This window comes from Streptomyces sp. NPDC001492 (genome assembly GCF_053597275.1).
Genome location: NZ_JBSFHW010000002.1, coordinates 225193 through 241990 on the forward strand (window position 1 = coordinate 225193; position 16798 = coordinate 241990).

A 16798-nucleotide genomic window follows, 5' to 3' on the forward strand; every position below is an offset into this window, starting at 1 on the left:
CCGCTCGAGCGAATTCGAGAGTGGGGGAGAGTGACGACAACGCCGCCGGGGCCCCCACGCCCTTAAGGCAGTGGGGGAGTGCGTGCCAGACCCCGCGACGCCGAGCTGATCCAAACGACAGGGCCTAGGCCACCAGCGCCGTGTGGATCCAGTCCGCCTGAGCCGTGGCCCCCGGCTGCGCCGCACGGGCCAGTGAGCGGCGGTCCGGGTGGCTGCCGGGCGCGATGGCGTCCCGTACGTCGACCTCGGCCACCAGGCCCCGCGCCGACACCACCCGCCATACCGACGCCAGCAGCGAGTCGTCGCCGATGAAGGCGGGCGTCGTGCTGGCCGTACCCCCGGCGATCCGGTAGTGCAGGCGTACCGGCTGTACGGGGACGCCCGCGTCGAGGGCGGCCTGGAAGACGGCGCGGCGGAAGGTGCCCTGGGCGCGTCCGCACCAGGTGCTGCCCTCGGGGAAGACCCCGACGGCCTGCCCGTCGCGCAACGCGTCCGCGATACGGGCGACGGTCTCCGGCAGGGCGCGCAGCCGGTTGCGGTCGATGAACAGGGCGCCGCCGCGGGCCGCCAGGGGCCCGGCCACGGGCCACTCACGGATGTCGGACTTGGCGAGCATGCGGGCCGGGCGGACGGCGGCGAGCAGCGGGATGTCCAGCCAGGAGATGTGGTTGGCGACCAGCAGCAGGCCGCCGGTGGGCGCGGTGGTGCCGGTGACACGGACCTGGACCCCTGCCGCCCGCACGATCCACCGGCACCACCGCTTCACCAGCTCGGCGGGGATCCTCCCGCCGAGCGGCGACAGCACGATCCCGGCGAGCACCAGGGCCACGACTGCCGCCATCCGCAGCGCGGCACGCGGTACGGCCGTGACGGACCCCGTCGCCTCGATGCACGCCCCCGGGGTGCAGGGCGCGCTGGGCTGCCAGACGCTCATCAGGCGGGCACGAGGGAGAGGAAGTGCCGCAGATAGCGCGGGTTGACCCGGCGCATCGACAGCAGCACATACAGGTCGGCGACCCCGAAGTCCGGGTCATGGGCGGGCTGCGCGCACACCCAGGCACCGAGGCGGAGGTAGCCGCGCAGCAGGGCGGGCAGTTCGGCGGAGGCGGCGGCCGGGGCCGCGGTGTCCGGGACCCAGGGCAGCAGCGGCCGTACCCGGTACTCCTCCGGGGCCAGGTACTTGCCCCGCACCTTCTCCCAGGTGGCGGAGGCGAGCGCGCCGCCGTCGGCGAGCGGGACGGAGCAGCAGCCGGCCAGCCACTCGTGGCCGTGGTCCACCATGTAGCGGGCTATGCCGGCCCAGATGAGGCTGATGACGGCGCCGTCGCGGTGGTCGGGGTGGACGCAGGAGCGGCCGACCTCGACCAGGCCGGGGCGGATCGCGTCGAGCGCGGTCAGGTCGAACTCGCCCTCGGAGTACAGCCGTCCGGCGACCGCCGCGCGCTCCGGCGGCAGCAGCCGGTAGGTGCCGACGACCTGGCCGGTCGTCTCCTCGCGTACCAGCAGGTGGTCGCAGTACGCGTCGAAGGCGTCGATGTCGTGGCCGGGCTGCGGGGTGGACAGCAGGGCGCCCAGCTCACCGGCGAAGACCTCGTACCGCAGCCGCTGCGCGGCCCGCACGTCGGCCTCGTCGCGGGCGAGGGACACGGTGTAGCGGGCGGGTGCGGCGGGCTTCGGGGGACGGTCCAGGGTGGTGACGCCGGTCATGGCTCTCTCCAGGTCGGCTGGCGGGGACGGTGGAGCGGGAGCAGACCGTTGGCGCGTGATCTGCCGCCCCTGTTCTTCCGACGCCGGCTGACCTTCGCGTGACAGACGCAGAGAGAGCGGGTGTGGGGTTGTTGAACGGCTCGCCGCACATACGCGAGACGGGGCCGGGGAGCACCTCCCGACCCCGCCCGTCCGCACAATGTCGGCGAACGTTCACTGCAGCGCCCCGAAAGGGGCGCGGGGCTGCATCGACATGCGGCTCCGCCGCGCGGGCGCGAGCAACCACAGACCACCGGCAGTCGCCCGACGACCGTCTCCCCTACGGCGCTACCGCGCAACCTTTCGCGTAGCCCGCAGCCACTCCTTGTTCATGCTCGTGATGGACACCAGCGGAATGCCCTTCGGGCAGGCGGTGGCGCACTCCCCGGTCAAGGTGCAGCCGCCGAAGCCCTCTTCGTCCATCTGCGCCACCATGTCCAGCACCCGCGTCTCGCGCTCGGGCGCGCCCTGCGGCAGCACGTTCAGATGGTTGATCTTGGCGGAGGTGAAGAGCATCGCCGCCCCGTTGGGGCAGGCCGCCACGCACGCCCCGCAGCCGATGCACTCGGCATGCTCGAAGGCGAAGTCGGCGTCCGGCTTGGGCACGGGTGCGGCGTGGGCCTCGGGTGCGGAGCCGGTCGGGGCGGTGATGTAGCCGCCGGACTGGATGATGCGGTCGAACGCCGACCGGTCCACCACCAGGTCCTTGATCACCGGGAAGGCCGAGGCCCGCCAGGGCTCGATGTCGATCGTGTCGCCGTCCCGGAAGGACCGCATGTGCAGCTGGCAGGTGGTGGTGCGCTCCGGGCCGTGCGCGTCGCCGTTGATGACGAGCGAACACGCACCGCAGATGCCCTCGCGGCAGTCGTGGTCGAAGGCGACCGGGTCCTCGCCCTTGAGGATGAGCTCCTCGTTGAGGGTGTCGAGCATCTCCAGGAACGACATGTCGGAGGAGATGCCGTCCACCTCGTACGTGGACATGGCGCCTTCGGCGTCGGCGTTCTGCTGCCGCCAGACGCGCAGGGTGAGCTTCATGCGTAGCTCCGCTGAGTGGGGTGGACGTACTCGAAGACCAGGTCTTCCTTGTGCAGGGTCGGGGCCTCGCCGGTGCCGGTGAACTCCCAGGCGGCCGCGTAGGCGAACTCGTCGTCCCTGCGGGCGGCTTCACCGTCCGGCGTCTGGGACTCCTCGCGGAAGTGGCCTCCGCAGGACTCCGCCCGGTGCAGTGCGTCCAGGCACATGAGCTCGCCGAGTTCGAGGTAGTCGACGATGCGGTTGGCCTTCTCCAGCGACTGGTTGAACTCCTCGCCGGTACCGGGCACCTTGATGCGCCGCCAGAACTCCTCGCGGATCTGCGGGATACGCTCCAGCGCCTTGCGCAGACCGGAGTCCGTACGGGCCATGCCGCAGAACTCCCACATGAGTTCGCCGACTTCGCGGTGGAAGGAGTCGGGGGTACGGTCGCCGTCGACCGACAGCAGGAGGTTGAGGCGGTCCTGGGTCTCCGCCAGCACCTCCTGGACGACCGGGTGCCGGCCGGTGACCGGCTCGTGGTGCGGGTTGCGGGCGAGGTAGTCGTTGATGGTGGCAGGCAGCACGAAGTAGCCGTCGGCCAGGCCCTGCATGAGTGCGGAGGCGCCGAGGCGGTTCGCGCCGTGGTCGGAGAAGTTGGCCTCGCCGATCGCGAACAGGCCCGGAACGGTGGTCTGCAGGTCGTAGTCGACCCACAGTCCGCCCATCGTGTAGTGCACGGCGGGGTAGATCCGCATGGGGACGGTGTACGGGTCCTCGGCGGTGATCCGCGCGTACATGTCGAAGAGGTTGCCGTACTTCTCCTCGACCGCCTTGCGGCCCATCCGCTTGATGGCGTCGGCGAAGTCCAGATAGACGCCCTGCCCGCCGGGGCCCACTCCCCTGCCCTCGTCGCAGACGTTCTTGGCGGCACGGGAGGCGATGTCGCGCGGGACCAGGTTGCCGAAGGACGGGTAGATGCGCTCCAGGTAGTAGTCGCGCTCGTCCTCGGGGATCTTGTTCGGCGGCCGGTCGTCGCCCTTGGCCCTGGGCACCCAGATCCGGCCGTCGTTGCGCAGCGACTCGCTCATCAGCGTGAGCTTGGACTGGTGGTCGCCGGTGCGCGGGATGCAGGTCGGATGGATCTGGGTGAAGCAGGGGTTGGCGAAGTAGGCGCCGCGCCGGTGGGCCCGCCAGATGGCGGTGGCGTTGGAGTTCATGGCGTTCGTCGACAGGTAGAAGACGTTGCCGTAGCCGCCGCTCGCCAGGACGACGGCGTCCGCGAAGTACGTGTCGATGCGGCCCGTGATCAGGTCGCGCGCCACGATGCCGCGCGCCTTCCCGTCGATGACGATCAGGTCGAGCATCTCGGTCCGCGGATGCATCTCGATGTTGCCCGCGGCGATCTGCCGGCTGAGCGCCTGGTAGGCGCCGAGCAGCAGCTGCTGCCCCGTCTGGCCGCGGGCGTAGAAGGTGCGGGAGACCTGTACGCCGCCGAAGGAGCGGGTGTCGAGCAGGCCGCCGTACTCACGGGCGAAGGGCACGCCCTGGGCCACGCACTGGTCGATGATCTCGACGGAGATCTGCGCGAGCCGGTGCACGTTCGACTCGCGGGCGCGGAAGTCGCCGCCCTTGACGGTGTCGTAGAACAGCCGGTGGACGGAGTCGCCGTCGTTGCGGTAGTTCTTCGCCGCGTTGATGCCGCCTTGCGCGGCGATGGAGTGGGCGCGGCGCGGGGAGTCCTGGTAGCAGAACTGGACGACGTGGTAGCCCTGTTCGGCGAGCGTGGCCCCCGCCGAACCACCCGCAAGGCCGGTCCCCACCACGATCACCGTGTGCTTGCGCCGGTTGGCCGGGTTGACCAGCTTGGCCTCGAAACGGCGCTTGTCCCAGCGCTCGTTGATCGGGCCGGAAGGGGCCTTGGTGTCGATGACCGGCTCACCGGTCGTGTACTCCACGTACTCAGCGGTCATGTTCAGCTCACCACTCCGGTCATGACGCCCACGGGTACGGCGATGAAGCCGGCCGTGAGCAGCAGTGCGAGGACGTTGGCGACGGTCTTGAGCGCGCGGTCGCGGCTGCGGCTGCCGACGCCGAGGGTCTGGGCCGCGCTCCAGAAGCCGTGCCGGATGTGCAGGCCGAGGGCGAGCATCGCGACGATGTAGATGACGTTGCCGTACCAGGTGGAGAAGGTGTCCACGACGTTCTGGTACGGGTGGCCCTCCTGGAAGCCGCCCGAGTGCACGGTGCCGGTGGTCAGGTCGAGGATGTGCCACACGATGAACAGACCGAGGATGATCCCGCCCCACCGCATGGTCCGCGTCGCGTAGCTGGCCCTGGCCCTCTTGTGCACGTACTTGCTGGGCCGTGCCGTGATGTCGCGGCGGCTGAGCTGGTACGCGGAGACGGCGTGTGCGACGACGGCGACGATCAGTACAAGGCGGACCAGCCACAGCGTCCACTCGTAGTGCATGAACGGCTCGCCCACGGTGCGCAGCCAGTGCGCGTAGTGGTTGAACTCGCCGGCGCCGAAGAAGATCTTCAGGTTGCCGATCACATGGGCGACCAGGTACAGCAGCATGATCATGCCGCTGACGGCCATCACCGTCTTCTTGCCGACGGAGCTGTCCCACACCGTGCGCGCCATCGACGGCCGTCGGTCCGTCCGCGTTGCCAGAGCCATGGCTCAAGACGCTAGGGCCGAAGGTCCCGATCGGTCCAAGACATGGTCCGGCTTGATTCCATAGCCAGCGGCTATCGTACGAGGATGCAGTTCCAGCAGCTCCAGTACTTCGTGGCGGTCGCCGAGACCCGGCACTTCACCCGGGCCGCGGACCTGGTCCATGTCGCGCAGCCCTCCCTGTCCCAGCAGATCAAGGCGCTGGAGCGGGAGCTCGGCGCGGATCTGTTCCTGCGGGCGCGCGGCAACATCACGCTGACCGACGCGGGCGAGGCGCTGCTGCCGCTGGCCCGCCGCATCCTGGCCGACGCGGACACGGCCCGGCACGAGGTGCAGGAGCTGGTGCAGCTGCGCAGCGGCCGGGTGCGGCTGGGCGCGACCCCGAGCCTGTGCACGGGTCTGCTGCCCGACGTCCTGCGCGCCTTCCACGACCGCTATCCCGGCATCCGGCTGCTGATCGAGGAGGGCGGCTCCCACGATCTCGTACGGGAACTCGCCCGCGGCGCCCTGGACTTGGCTCTGGTCGTGCTGCCGCTGCCGTCCCCCTCCCCCGCGCTGACGACGGTGGAGCTGCTGCGCGAGGACCTGGTCGTGGTGTCGTCCCCGGAGTCGCCCGCGCCCGCCGGCCCGGGCCGGCGCACCGTCCGCATCGCCGACCTGGAGAGCGAGCCCATGGTCATGTTCCGGCACGGCTACGACCTGCGCGAACTGACGGTGGCCGCCTGCCGCGCCGAGGGCTTCGAGCCGGACTTCGCGGTGGAGGGCGGTGAGATGGACGCGGTGCTGGGCTTCGTCCGCGCGGGCCTCGGCGTGGCCGTCGTCCCCCGCATGGTCGCGACACGCTCCGGACGGGGCCTACGGGTCACCCCCCTGGCCCGCCCCGGCCTCCACCGCACGATCGCCCTGGCCCACCGCAGCGATGTGGCGCCACCACGGGCGGCTCGGGAGTTGCAGCGGATGCTGTTGGAGCGGTGAAACTCTCCGCAGGTGGCCTGTCCGGCTCTACCCTGGCGCAGCGGACGTGGAGGGGGAACCGATGCCGGGCGTGTTGAGGACTCTTCGACTGTGCGCCGCCGTCGTGTGCGTCCTGTGGGGGTTGTTGATTTGGGAGACAACCGCTCGGACGGCATTCAAAGCTCACAGCGAAATACGTGCGACGGGCGCCTCCACTTCGTCACGTATTACCGCTGCAAGTGCCCGGGAGAACCTCCCGGGTGCCGGCGCCGGCGGCGCGATCGAGCTCCGCCTCAGCCCGCGCCCGGGCGATGGGTGGCGGCTCACGGCGCATTACCGGTTGGTGCTGCGTACCACGGATCCCCTGGTCGACAGGCTCCGCGCCGATCCCCGTCGCATCCGGGAAGTGGTCGACGTCCTGCCAGGAGGCACCGGCGTGCCCTGGTGGTAGTACATGCGCCAGCCCGTCTCCTCGTCCCGTTTGCGCCACAGCGAGCTGCGGCGGGCCCGTCGGCCGTCGAAGACGGTTTCGAAGGTGAGGTGCACCAGGCCCGGGGCGAGCAGGACTCCCGTGATGTCCGACGGCTCGTAGCGCGGGCCGTCCGCGGAACTGCCCGGCTTGGCGGGCAGCCCGGCGATCGTCTCCTCGTAGGTGTAGCGCCGGCCCGAGGCGCCGACCTCCACGAACTCGGGATCGATCAGGCGGGCACCCTCGGCGGAGGAGCGGACGGCGGGATCCATCAGGCTCAGTTCGCCCGCGATCGCCTGGTTCACCGCTTCGGTTTCATCGTTCACCCCCGCATCCTCGCCTCCGACCCCGGCGCGTCCGCAACCGGATTGCCTGGCACCTCACAGCCGGCCGTCAGGATGAGCGCGACCCACCCGGGCGCCGGGCGGGCGGCACGGGAGTTGCAGCGGATGCTGCTGGAGCGCTGAGCGGTCGTAGCATGGGGTTCTCTCACACGGGGGTGGGCGGGGATGAAGCGGCGGATCATTGCGGTCGGCGCGGCACTGCTGGTGCTGGTGGGCTGCGCGGGGAACACCGCGTCCGGCGGGCCGAAGAGCCCGGCGGTCTCGTCGCCGTCCGGCGGCCTCGGACCGACGGTGGAGACGACCTCGAAGTCCGTCTCGGGGCCGTGGCGTGCCTGGGCGGTGACCCTCTCCAGCCAGGAGGCCCACGGCAGTTGTGGCGCGACGGCGCACCAGGTGGTGTGCGCGACCAACTCCGGCGGATTCGCGGGGCGTTCGCGGGCCGACGGCCGTATCACCTGGACGGTGCCCGCGGGCGACCACGGCAAGAGCGCCGGACTGGTGGTCGACGCGGCCGACGAACGGGCCGTGACGGGGGTCGCGGGTGTCCTCCGCGCGGCGAACCTGCGGACGGGCGCGCAGGCGTGGACCCATCAACTCCCCACCGGCCGAACCTACTTGGCTCTCGGCGCCGCGGAGGGAGTCGTCTACGCTCTCGAAGCATCGGCTCCCTTCACCCACACCCCCGTTCTCGACGCCGTTCGCGCATCCGACGGCACGCCCCTCTGGCACCGGACCGTCGGCTGGATGACGGGCGAACACCTGGCGGCCTTCCAGGGCCGCGTCTACACGGCCGACGGCACCCGGGTCACCGCCCGCGACGCCCGCACCGGCGTCACCGTGGCGACCAGTCCCGCGGGCGTCGAGTGCCCGCACCTCGTCACCGGCGGCCACTACCTGGTCTGCACCGGCAGCCCGCTCTCCGCCGGGGACACCTTCGCACCCATGCGGCGCCTGGATCCGGCGACGCTGAGGCCGCTGCCGACCCCGAGGAACACGGCCGACAAGCCCGTACGCGGGGTGATCTCCGACGACGGGATCCTGGTGCTGTACGAGGCCGGCGCCGAGGACACCAGCGCGGGCAACTGGTACGCGTACGACCTCGGGAACGACCGCAAACTGTGGAGCACGTACGCCACCGAGGCGGACGCCACCGTGGCCGGCGGCCGGTTCGTGACCTTCACCCCCCGCAACGACCGCACGACGCGGAACCGCGTGATCACCCTCGACCTGCACGCCGGTCCGCAGGGGACCGGAACCACCGCACCCCGCATGTCCGCGGTGTACTCGCAGACCAGAGCCGGCGAATACCCCTTGGTCTTCACGCCGGGCGGGGACACGGGCCACGTCGTCGTCATGGCCCGTACCCACGGTTCCCTGCGCTCACTGCCGCTGCCCTAGGACCGGGGCGGCACCCCCGCCCGTCGCGTCCACCAGGGCCGGCTCGTGCAGCCGGTCCGGGGGGCCCGGACGGACGGGGCCGATGAATTCCCCGGTTGCCTGAAGTCTTCCGTGTGACAACCCGCCCTGTCGGCGGATCGCGAAACGCCGGATTCCGGTGTCATGGAGGAGAGAGGGAGGCCAGGATGAACAATCCGATTCGGCTGTACATGTCGATGTCGCTCGACGGCTATATCGCCGGCCCGGACGATCGGCCGGGACAGGAGCTCGGACGCGACGGTGGACGGCTCTTCAACTGGCTCGACGACCGGGAGTCCGACGGTCCGAGCGGCCAGGTCTACCGTGAGGCGCTGGCGACCGGCGCGGTGATCTCCGGCCGTCGGACCTTCGAACTCGCCGGGCGCTGGCAGGGCGATCACCATGACGGTGTGCCGATCTTCGTCCTCACCCACCAGGTGGATGACGAGGACGTGCCACCGGGCCACGCGCGCTTCGTCACCGATGCCGAGGACTGCGCCCGGCTGGCTCGCGCAGCCGCAGCGGACCGGCCGGTCATGGTCCATGGAGCTGGGGCGGCCCAAGCACTTCTTCGCGCCGGGCAGCTGGACGAGATGGAGATCCACCTGATTCCGGTCCTCCTCGGGGCCGGTCGACGCCTGTTCGACCACCTGGGTGGCGATCACATCGAACTCGACCTCGTCCGACGGCTCGAGGACCGAGACGTCACGCATCTCCGCTACCGGGTGCATCGACCCGAGGAGGCCGCGTGAAGACGCTCTTCGTCTCCTACCGCGTCACCGACCTGGACCGCTCGCTCGGTTTCTACACCGCCTTGGGCTACGCCGAACTGGGCAGGGTCGAGGCCGGCGACGGGGCTCGCCTCGTGATCCTGAAGTTCCCCGGCGAACCGGCCGCCTCGCTCGAACTGGTCCACCGCCCCGGCGACGGACCGGTCGACGTGGGCACCGGTTTCGACCACCTCGCGCTCCAGGTGGAGAGGCTCGCCACCACCCTGGAGGCGCTGACCGAAGCCGGTCTGAGGCCCGGACCCGTCCAGTACCCGGGCGGCCCTCACGGCCCGAAGACGTCGTGGCTCACGGACCCGGATGGGTACCGGATCGAGTTGGTGGAGTGGCCCTCCGGACATTCCGACGGCATCACCGCAGCAGACTTCGCCTGAGGCGGCCACGGTCTGCGGAGCGACGAAGTTAGCTTTTCCCGCGGCGTGACCGCGGCGCAGCGCAAGGCGACATCCCACTCGTACCGTGGCTCGGGCGCTCAGGCGTCGGCCGGTTCAGGCCAAGCCGGGGGCGAGCAGGACTCCCGTGATGTCCGACGGCTCGTAGCGCGGGCCGTCCGCGGAACTGCCCGGCTTGGCGGGCTGCCCGGCGATCGTCTCCTCGTAGGTGTAGCGCCGCCTCGCGCCCCACCCCGGCCCATCCGCAACCGGGTTGCCCGGCCGCCGGGCTACAGGTGGCTGCCGGACCGAGGTCGGTTCCGGTTGCGGTTCCTCAGATGGACCCCCGCCGCACTGCCGACCGTCAGGATGAGCGCGACCCACCAGGGCACCGTGAGGGCCGTGGCCACCATGACGACCGCCGCCACGGTGAGGGGTTCGTCCAGCCTGGACCTACGGCGGGCCGACGGCTGTGAGACCGCGCGTTGCCGCTCCTGGCGTTCCGGCCGTCGTGGTCCGCCACGGTCGAGCCAGGCCGGATGCTGCGGCGCCGAGGCACCGGGGTCCGAGCGCGCCAAGGGCCGGGATGAAGGCACCGGTGGACCGAGGGGGCGGCGACGGGCTTCGGGACCGTCGGCTTGCGGGGGGCCGCAGCCGGCTTCGAAGAGGCCGCCGGGTCAGGTGTCCTGGCCGCCGGTCGCTGAGGTGCCGCGCCTCCGCGGTCCAGCTGCGTCGGCGGGTGCGCGGGCCACGGTCCGGGTGCCGCCGGCGTGATCCGGGTGTGGGCGTCGGCGTGCGCCGCGGGTGGTGCCGTGCCCGGGGGTCGCGGGGGCGGCGGCGATGGTGTGGCGCTGCCCAACTCGTCCAGCCGGTCCCGCACTTGTCCGGCGGTCTGCGGCCGATCGTCCGGGCTCTTGGCGAGCAGCGCGAGAATGAGAGCTTCCCAGGGCGTCGGCAGGTCCGCGCGCAACCGACGCGGCGGCGTGGGAGGTTCGTCGATGTGCTTGCGCAACAGCGGGTACACGGAGGGCGCTTCGAAGGGCAGCCGCCCGGTGACCAGCTCGTAGAGGATGCAGCCGAGCGAGTACAGATCGCTGCGCGCGTCGACCGGCAGGCCGGGGTCCGCCCGGATCTGCTCAGGTGACATGTAGCCCGGCGTGCCGAGGACCGCGCCCGTGACGGTGAGCGTCGTCGGGGCCGCGGCGGCGTCCAGGAGCCGGGCGATTCCGAAGTCGAGCACCTTGACCAGGCCCTCGTCCTCGCCCGCCTCGCCGTCGGTGACGAGTACGTTCGCGGGTTTCATGTCCCGGTGGACCACGCCGGCGGCATGGGCGGTCGCCAGGGCCCTGGCCATCTGGCTTCCCCAGCGGCGCGCGTCGTCGAGCCGGGGAGGGCTGCCGCCGCCCCTGATCAGGTGGTCAAGCGGCCTGCCGTGCAGCAACTCCATGACGAGGTACGGCAGTTCGGGCCCGTCGTCGAGGGCAGCCGTCGCGATGTCGTGCACCGTGACGATGTGCCGGCTCGACAGCCCCGCCACGACCTGGGCCTCCTGCACGAACCGCGCCACGGCCTTCGGATCCTGGACGTGCCCGAGACCGGTGATCCGCTTGACCGCGACCTCGCGCCGCAGCCGCTGGTCATGGGCCCGCCACACCTCCCCCATGCCACCGGCCCCGATCCGGTCGGCCAGAAGGTACCGCCCGTCCAGCAACCGCTGTGCCATCCACCCCTCCACCGGTCGGCTGCGCGCATGATGTCCCGGCGGCACGTGACCATGCAAGGCCGCAGTTCACGCAGTCGCACAGGCGTTTGCAGGCGGCTCGACGGGCAGATCGGCGTCGGCCCGTCGCACGGCCTCGGCGTCAGCCGGTCGCGTCCACCAGCGCCAGCTCGTGCAGCCGGTCCGGTGGGCCCGGGCGGGCGTAGTACCAGCCCTGGGCCGTGTCGCAGCCCAGTATCCGCAACTGCTCGGCCTGGGCGCCGGTTTCCACACCCTCCACCGTGACCGCGAGGTCGAGGCTGTGGGCGAGGGACACGATCCCTTCGACGATCTTGAGGTCGACGGGGTCCGCGGGGAACTGCTGCATGCTCTGGGTGAAGGAGCGGTCCAGCTTGAGGATGCTGACCGGGAGGCGGCGCAGGTTCGCCAGGTTCGAGTAGCCGGTGCCGAAGTCGTCGAGGGCGATGTCGACACCCATCTCGGCGAGCCGGCGCAGCGGCTTCAGGAGGTCGTCGTCGGCGCCGATGAGGGCCGACTCGGTGACCTCCAGGCACAGCGCGTCCGGGTCGACGCCCGTGCGTTCCAGGATGTCGACGGTGTCCTGGACCAGGCCGGGGTGGCTGAGCTGGCAGGGCGAGAGGTTGACGTTGATGCGGAGGGGGCCCGCGTCCTCGTAACGTTCTCGCCATTCGCGGGCCTGGCGGACGGACTGTTCCAGGACCCAGCGGCCGAGCGGCACGATCAGGCCGGTGTGTTCGGCGAGCGGGATGAAGCGGTCCGGGCCGAGGATGCCGTGCTGCGGGTGCAGCCAGCGCACCAGGGCTTCGGCGCCGCGCACGCTGCCGTCGCCGAGGTGGACCAGCGGCTGGTACTCGATGAAGAACTCGCCCCGGTCCAGGGCCGCCGGCAGCGCGGTGGTCAGGCCGTGCCGGGTGATGGCGCGGGCGTCGGCCTCCTCGTCGGCGAGCTCGAAGCGGTTTCCGCCCGCCGACTTGGCCCGGTACATGGTGATGTCGGCGCTGCGCAACACCTCCGCCGGGCTGCGCTCCCCGGCCGGGCCCTCGACGATGCCGATGCTGCCGCGCACGGTCAGTTCCCTGCCGTCGATGCTGATCGGGGCGACGAGGGCGTTCATGATGCGGGCGGCGAGCTCGTCGACCTCGTGCTCGGTGTCGGGGCCGGTGGTCAGCGCCACGAACTCGTCGCCGCCGAGCCGGGCGACCATCTCGCCGGGCGCGGTCGCACACCCCTGCAGCCGGTCGGCGACCTCCACGAGCAGCCGGTCGCCGGCCGCGTGGCCGAGGCTGTCGTTGACGGTCTTGAAGCCGTCCAGGTCGAGGTAGCACAGGCCGTAGCGCTGGCCCCGGCCGGCGCCCAGCGCCTTCTCCAGGCGTTCGAAGAAGAAGGTGCGGTTGGGCAGGCCGGTGAGCGCGTCGTGCGTGGCCTCGTAGCGCAGCCGCAGGTTGAGCAGCCGCCGCTCGGTGGTGTCCTCCATGAGGGCGAGCTGGTACTGCGGGGTGCCGTCCGCGTCGCGCAGCAGGGAGACCGTCAGGTTGGTCCACAGGACCGTGCCGTCAGGGCGGTAGAAGGCCTTTTCGACGTGGTAGTGCTCGCGCTCGCCGCGGACGAGCTCGTCGTAGAGCTTCCAGGTCTGCGGCGCGTCCTCGGGGTGCGTCCACTCCTGGACCCTGCGCCCGTAGGCCATCGCGTCCGTGATGCCGAACATGCGCAGCAGGGCGCCGTTGACCTGGAGGATCCTGCCCTCCAGGTCGGCGATGCCGATTCCTATGGCCGCGCCCTCGAAGACCGCGCGGAAGCGGGCCTCGGTGGCGTGCAGGGCCTGCGCGACGGCGCCCTGCGCCTGGAGGGCGGCCGCGGAGATCGCCTCCTGCTCGGCCAGCGTCCGCTCGCGCAGGGCCTCGGCGAACCCTGCGGCCATGGCGTGCTGCAACCGCGAGGAACGCGCGCGCAGTTCCTCCCGGTCGCCGTCCTCGCCGCAGTAGAGCACCAGGTAGGCGTCGACGCAGTCCAGGGTGCGGGCCAGCGCGTCCGGGTCGGTGCAGTGCGCGGCGACGAGGGCGGCACCGACCGCCCTGCCGGCCTCCGCGTCGAGGGTGCGGGTGTGCAACGCCCGGCTCAAGCGACGGGCCAGCGGCAGGAGTTTCTCCTCGAACTCCGGCCTGGTCAGCGACGTCGAGGTCACCGGGAACACCGCCCGGCTCCAGATCGTCGCGAACCTGCGCAGTCTGTCCGGCTGCCCGTCCGGCTCCGCGGTCACGCCGTACGCCCCACGCCGGCGAACCCGGAGAAGGCATACGGATCCTCGTCCTCCGGCGCCTCCTGCGGCCGCCACAGCGGCGGCGCCACCAGTCCCGGTTCCACCATGTCGTACCCCTCGAAGAACCGCGCGATCTCGTCGCGCGAGCGCATGATCAGCGGGTTGCGGATGTTCTTGTACACGTCCACCGCGCCCTCGGCCCGCTCGGCCGGCAGCGGGATGCCCTCGTACGAGGCGTGCGTGAGGACGAGCAGGCTGCCCGGCGCGAGCGCGTCGCGCAACTGGGCCACCGCCTCGTAAGGGTCGTCCGCGTCTTCCACGAAGTGCAGTATGGCAACGAGAAGCAGCGCCACTGGCCGGTTCAGGTCGATCAGGCGCTCCACTTCGGTGCTCGCGAGGATCTCCTGGGGCTTGAGGAGGTCGGCGGCGACGACTCCCGTGCCGTCGTTGCCCGCGAGGACCGCCTGGCTGTGCGCCACGGCCACCGGGTCGTGGTCGACGTACACCACGCGCGCGCCGGGGTTCGCCGTCTGGGCCACCTCGTGCACATTGCCGAAGGTGGGGATGCCGGATCCGATGTCCAGGAACTGGTCGATGCCCTCGCCGACCGCGAAGCGCACCGCGCGCCGCATGAACGCCCGGTTCGCCTGCATGATCTTCGGGAGTCCCGGCATGAACTCCATCGCCTTGCGGGCCGCCTCCCGGTCGACCTCGAAGTTGTGGGAACCGCCCAGGTAGTAGTCGTAGATCCGCGAGACACTGGGCACCGAGATGTCGATGCTCCGGGGGGCCCAGGCGGGACGCTCCATCTATCTCTCCAAGGCGTAGGCGATCCGGTGTTCGAGCTGAGGCTACTGATCGCCTGCCAACGGGGCGAGCCCAAACGGAAATTGACCGTCCGTTCCCGGTCACTGCCTGCGGCACTTGCCGCATTCGCCCGAAGCTGCGCCTTTCGGGGGCCGTGACATCAGCGGCTCCGCCGCGGGCCCCCGACCCCCGGCGACAAAACGCCAAAAGGTCCGCCCCCTCCGTGCGGTGCGGAGGGGGCGGACGGGGCCGAGCGCGCTGTCCGGTGCAATCAACCCTGGGGAGGTGATGGCTACTTCTTCGGCGCGCCGACCGGCTTTCCGTCGGGCGACATGGCGTACCAGGTGCCGCCCACGCCCTGGCCGTTGGTGTCCCCGGGCTTGGCGTCGCCGGAGAAGGTGTACGCGGGCCAGCAGTCGACGGTCATCTGCTTGACGCCGTCGGGCCGGGTGAAGCCCATCAGGCCCTTCTTCTCGATGCCCTTGGTGTCGTCCTTGGAAACGATCCCGACCGCCGGCCACTTCTCCAGGCAGGAACCGGTGCAGTTGGAGATCGGCTTCGGCCAGGCCACGTCCTTCAGGAAGCGGTAGACCGTCATGCCGTTCTTGTCGACGACGATGTCGCCCAGCTTGGGGTCCTTGCGCACGGACAGGCCGGGCAGGCTCGCCAGGGTGGCCTTCTTGCCGTCGGGGGCCAGCGCGAACCACTTGCCGCCCACGCCCTGACCGGCGACATCCCCGGCCTTGGTGTCCTTGGCATAGCGGTACGCCGGCCAGCCGCCGACGGTCAGCTGCTTGGTGCCGTCGGCCCGGGTGACCTCGCCGAGCAGGGCCTTGTCGATGCCGGCGCCGGCGGCGGCGTCGTTCGCGGCGACCGGCGGCCAGGCCTTGGCGCAGTCGCCGTCACAGTTGGACTTGGGCGGCTCGGCGGTGTCCTCGTCGAAGCGGTACAGGGTCATCCCGTTGCCGTCCGTCAGCACCTTGCCGAGCTCGGCGTTCTGGGTGACGGCCAGCTTGCCCGCGGCCGAGGACTGGGCCCCGGAGTTCTGGCCGTCGGCGCCGTAGCCATTGCTGGGGCTGGCGCTCGCACCGGCGCCGGCCGCGCCGACGCTGCCGTAACCGCCCGCCGGGGCGGTGGCACCCACGTTCTGGCTGCCCACCGACGAGGTACCGCTTTCCTGACCGCACGCCGTCGTCAGCGCCAGTACAGCCGCAGCGCTTGCCACGAGTGAGGCGCTCCGCCAGGAGGTCTTCATCGTCAACTCCCCATTATCGCAAAGGTGTTGCAGCGCCCTGCTGCGTCGCCGCACGAGCATGGGTACGAATGGGACCCTCGGTTGTGTTCAACCGCCTCACAAATTTCTTTTCGGAACCTGTGACACCGGTGCGGTAGTTCGCACGTGCGTGCGCCTTCTTGGGCGCCGGGGTGCGCAGTGATCAAACCGCCGTGCGGGGCGCTTCCCCCGTTCGAGCCAATACCTGCGCGATACGGCGCGCCCCGGCGCGCGAGGGCTCATGATCTTCGGCGTGTATGGACCCGAACCTACTCAAACTTCCTTCGCTGAACGGGCGTTGGTGCATGGCGCTTCGCGGCATGGAGGGCGATCGGTCGTCTTGTGTCCGCGGCCTCGTCGTGGCTTGTCGCGCAGTTCCCCGCGCCCCTATGGGGCGCGTCTGAGCTGTCTTGTTGCTTTGACCTGGATCCTGGCGGGGGCGCCGGCCGGGGTCGCGACTGCCGATGCCTGTGCGTATGCCTCGGTCGGGCCGGACGGCACTCAGGCCGTGGCGGTTGCCGGAGACCTCGCCTGGCCGACTCCGCCGATCTGTCCCGCGCCCACGCCCACGCCGACACCGACGCCGACTCCCACGCCCAGGCCCGCGCCGCCCGAACCGAAGCCTCCGCCCCCTGCGCCCGCACCCACGCCGAAGCCGACACCGAAGCCGGAACCGCCGTCGCCTTCCCCGTCCGCTCCGAAGCCCGCGGTACCGCGCCCGAGCGTCGCTCCCCCGGCCGCACCGCCCCCGGCCCCCGGGCCGAAGCCTTCGGCCAGGCCCGCCCCCCGGCCGTTCGTGGCCCCGGTGGCCTATCCGCGCTACCGGGCGCCGACGCCCAAGCGGTCGCCGCGCGGCGGCCCTTCACCCGTCACCTTTGTCCTGCTCATCACGGTTCCCGCCGTGATCGCCGTCGCCGCGCTGCGGCCGCGCTGATTCCTGG

15 protein-coding genes are annotated in these 16798 nt (G+C 71.3%); 5 read left to right on the forward strand and 10 right to left on the reverse strand.

Annotated elements, in window-relative coordinates; translation table 11 throughout:
• Positions 1-124 precede the first annotated feature (124 nt).
• The 5 genes from ACWC1K_RS03360 to ACWC1K_RS03380 form a co-directional block, all read right to left on the reverse strand.
• Positions 125-934 (reverse strand): lysophospholipid acyltransferase family protein, encoded by an 810-nt coding sequence (locus ACWC1K_RS03360; RefSeq protein ID WP_450828464.1) that lies wholly within the window; start codon positions 932-934, stop codon positions 125-127.
• A complete protein-coding gene (locus tag ACWC1K_RS03365; protein ID WP_450828466.1) occupies positions 934-1707 on the reverse strand; it encodes a GNAT family N-acetyltransferase in 774 nt (257 codons plus the stop codon). The genes ACWC1K_RS03360 and ACWC1K_RS03365 overlap by 1 nt, the downstream gene beginning before the upstream one ends.
• 327 nt (positions 1708-2034) lie before the next feature.
• A complete protein-coding gene (locus tag ACWC1K_RS03370; protein WP_450828468.1) occupies positions 2035-2781 on the reverse strand; it encodes a succinate dehydrogenase/fumarate reductase iron-sulfur subunit in 747 nt (248 codons plus the stop codon).
• A complete protein-coding gene (locus ACWC1K_RS03375) occupies positions 2778-4730 on the reverse strand; it encodes a fumarate reductase/succinate dehydrogenase flavoprotein subunit (protein WP_450828470.1) in 1953 nt (650 codons plus the stop codon). The genes ACWC1K_RS03370 and ACWC1K_RS03375 overlap by 4 nt, the downstream gene beginning before the upstream one ends.
• A 2-nt stretch (positions 4731-4732) precedes the next feature.
• Positions 4733-5404: a succinate dehydrogenase gene (locus tag ACWC1K_RS03380; RefSeq protein ID WP_450828709.1), complete on the reverse strand. Its 672-nt coding sequence runs from the start codon at positions 5402-5404 to the stop codon at positions 4733-4735.
• 120 nt (positions 5405-5524) lie between these two features.
• Between ACWC1K_RS03380 and ACWC1K_RS03385 the strand changes: the two genes are divergently transcribed.
• Positions 5525-6412, forward strand: coding sequence for a LysR family transcriptional regulator (locus ACWC1K_RS03385; RefSeq protein WP_351464865.1), 888 nt, complete (start codon positions 5525-5527; stop codon positions 6410-6412).
• A 312-nt stretch (positions 6413-6724) separates the two neighbouring features.
• Here ACWC1K_RS03385 and ACWC1K_RS03390 read toward each other — a convergent pair whose 3' ends face one another.
• Complete coding sequence (locus tag ACWC1K_RS03390; RefSeq protein WP_450828710.1) at positions 6725-7132, reverse strand: nuclear transport factor 2 family protein; 408 nt, start codon at positions 7130-7132, stop codon at positions 6725-6727.
• 237 nt (positions 7133-7369) lie between these two features.
• Between ACWC1K_RS03390 and ACWC1K_RS03395 the strand changes: the two genes are divergently transcribed.
• From ACWC1K_RS03395 to ACWC1K_RS03405, 3 genes are all read left to right on the forward strand, one after another.
• Positions 7370-8602: an outer membrane protein assembly factor BamB family protein gene (locus ACWC1K_RS03395; protein WP_450828473.1), complete on the forward strand. Its 1233-nt coding sequence runs from the start codon at positions 7370-7372 to the stop codon at positions 8600-8602.
• A gap of 185 nt (positions 8603-8787) precedes the next feature.
• Complete coding sequence (locus tag ACWC1K_RS03400) at positions 8788-9372, forward strand: dihydrofolate reductase family protein (RefSeq protein WP_450828475.1); 585 nt, start codon at positions 8788-8790, stop codon at positions 9370-9372.
• Positions 9369-9782 (forward strand): VOC family protein, encoded by a 414-nt coding sequence (locus tag ACWC1K_RS03405; protein WP_450828477.1) that lies wholly within the window; start codon positions 9369-9371, stop codon positions 9780-9782. The genes ACWC1K_RS03400 and ACWC1K_RS03405 overlap by 4 nt, the downstream gene beginning before the upstream one ends.
• A gap of 361 nt (positions 9783-10143) precedes the next feature.
• On the opposite strand, the gene ACWC1K_RS03410 is transcribed toward ACWC1K_RS03405, so the two are convergent.
• From ACWC1K_RS03410 to ACWC1K_RS03425, 4 genes are all read right to left on the reverse strand, one after another.
• Positions 10144-11502 (reverse strand): serine/threonine-protein kinase, encoded by a 1359-nt coding sequence (locus tag ACWC1K_RS03410; protein WP_450828479.1) that lies wholly within the window; start codon positions 11500-11502, stop codon positions 10144-10146.
• A 139-nt stretch (positions 11503-11641) separates the two neighbouring features.
• Complete coding sequence (locus ACWC1K_RS03415; protein ID WP_450828481.1) at positions 11642-13777, reverse strand: putative bifunctional diguanylate cyclase/phosphodiesterase; 2136 nt, start codon at positions 13775-13777, stop codon at positions 11642-11644.
• Entirely contained in the window at positions 13774-14586 is an 813-nt protein-coding gene (locus tag ACWC1K_RS03420) for an SAM-dependent methyltransferase (RefSeq protein WP_450828483.1), read from the reverse strand. Before ACWC1K_RS03420 ends, ACWC1K_RS03415 begins: the two co-directional genes overlap by 4 nt.
• A 290-nt stretch (positions 14587-14876) precedes the next feature.
• Positions 14877-15839 (reverse strand): SCO0930 family lipoprotein, encoded by a 963-nt coding sequence (locus tag ACWC1K_RS03425; protein ID WP_450828711.1) that lies wholly within the window; start codon positions 15837-15839, stop codon positions 14877-14879.
• Between the two features lie 823 nt (positions 15840-16662).
• On the opposite strand from ACWC1K_RS03425, the gene ACWC1K_RS03430 reads away from it, so the two are divergent.
• Entirely contained in the window at positions 16663-16791 is a 129-nt protein-coding gene (locus ACWC1K_RS03430) for a hypothetical protein (RefSeq protein ID WP_450828485.1), read from the forward strand.
• Positions 16792-16798 lie beyond the last annotated feature (7 nt).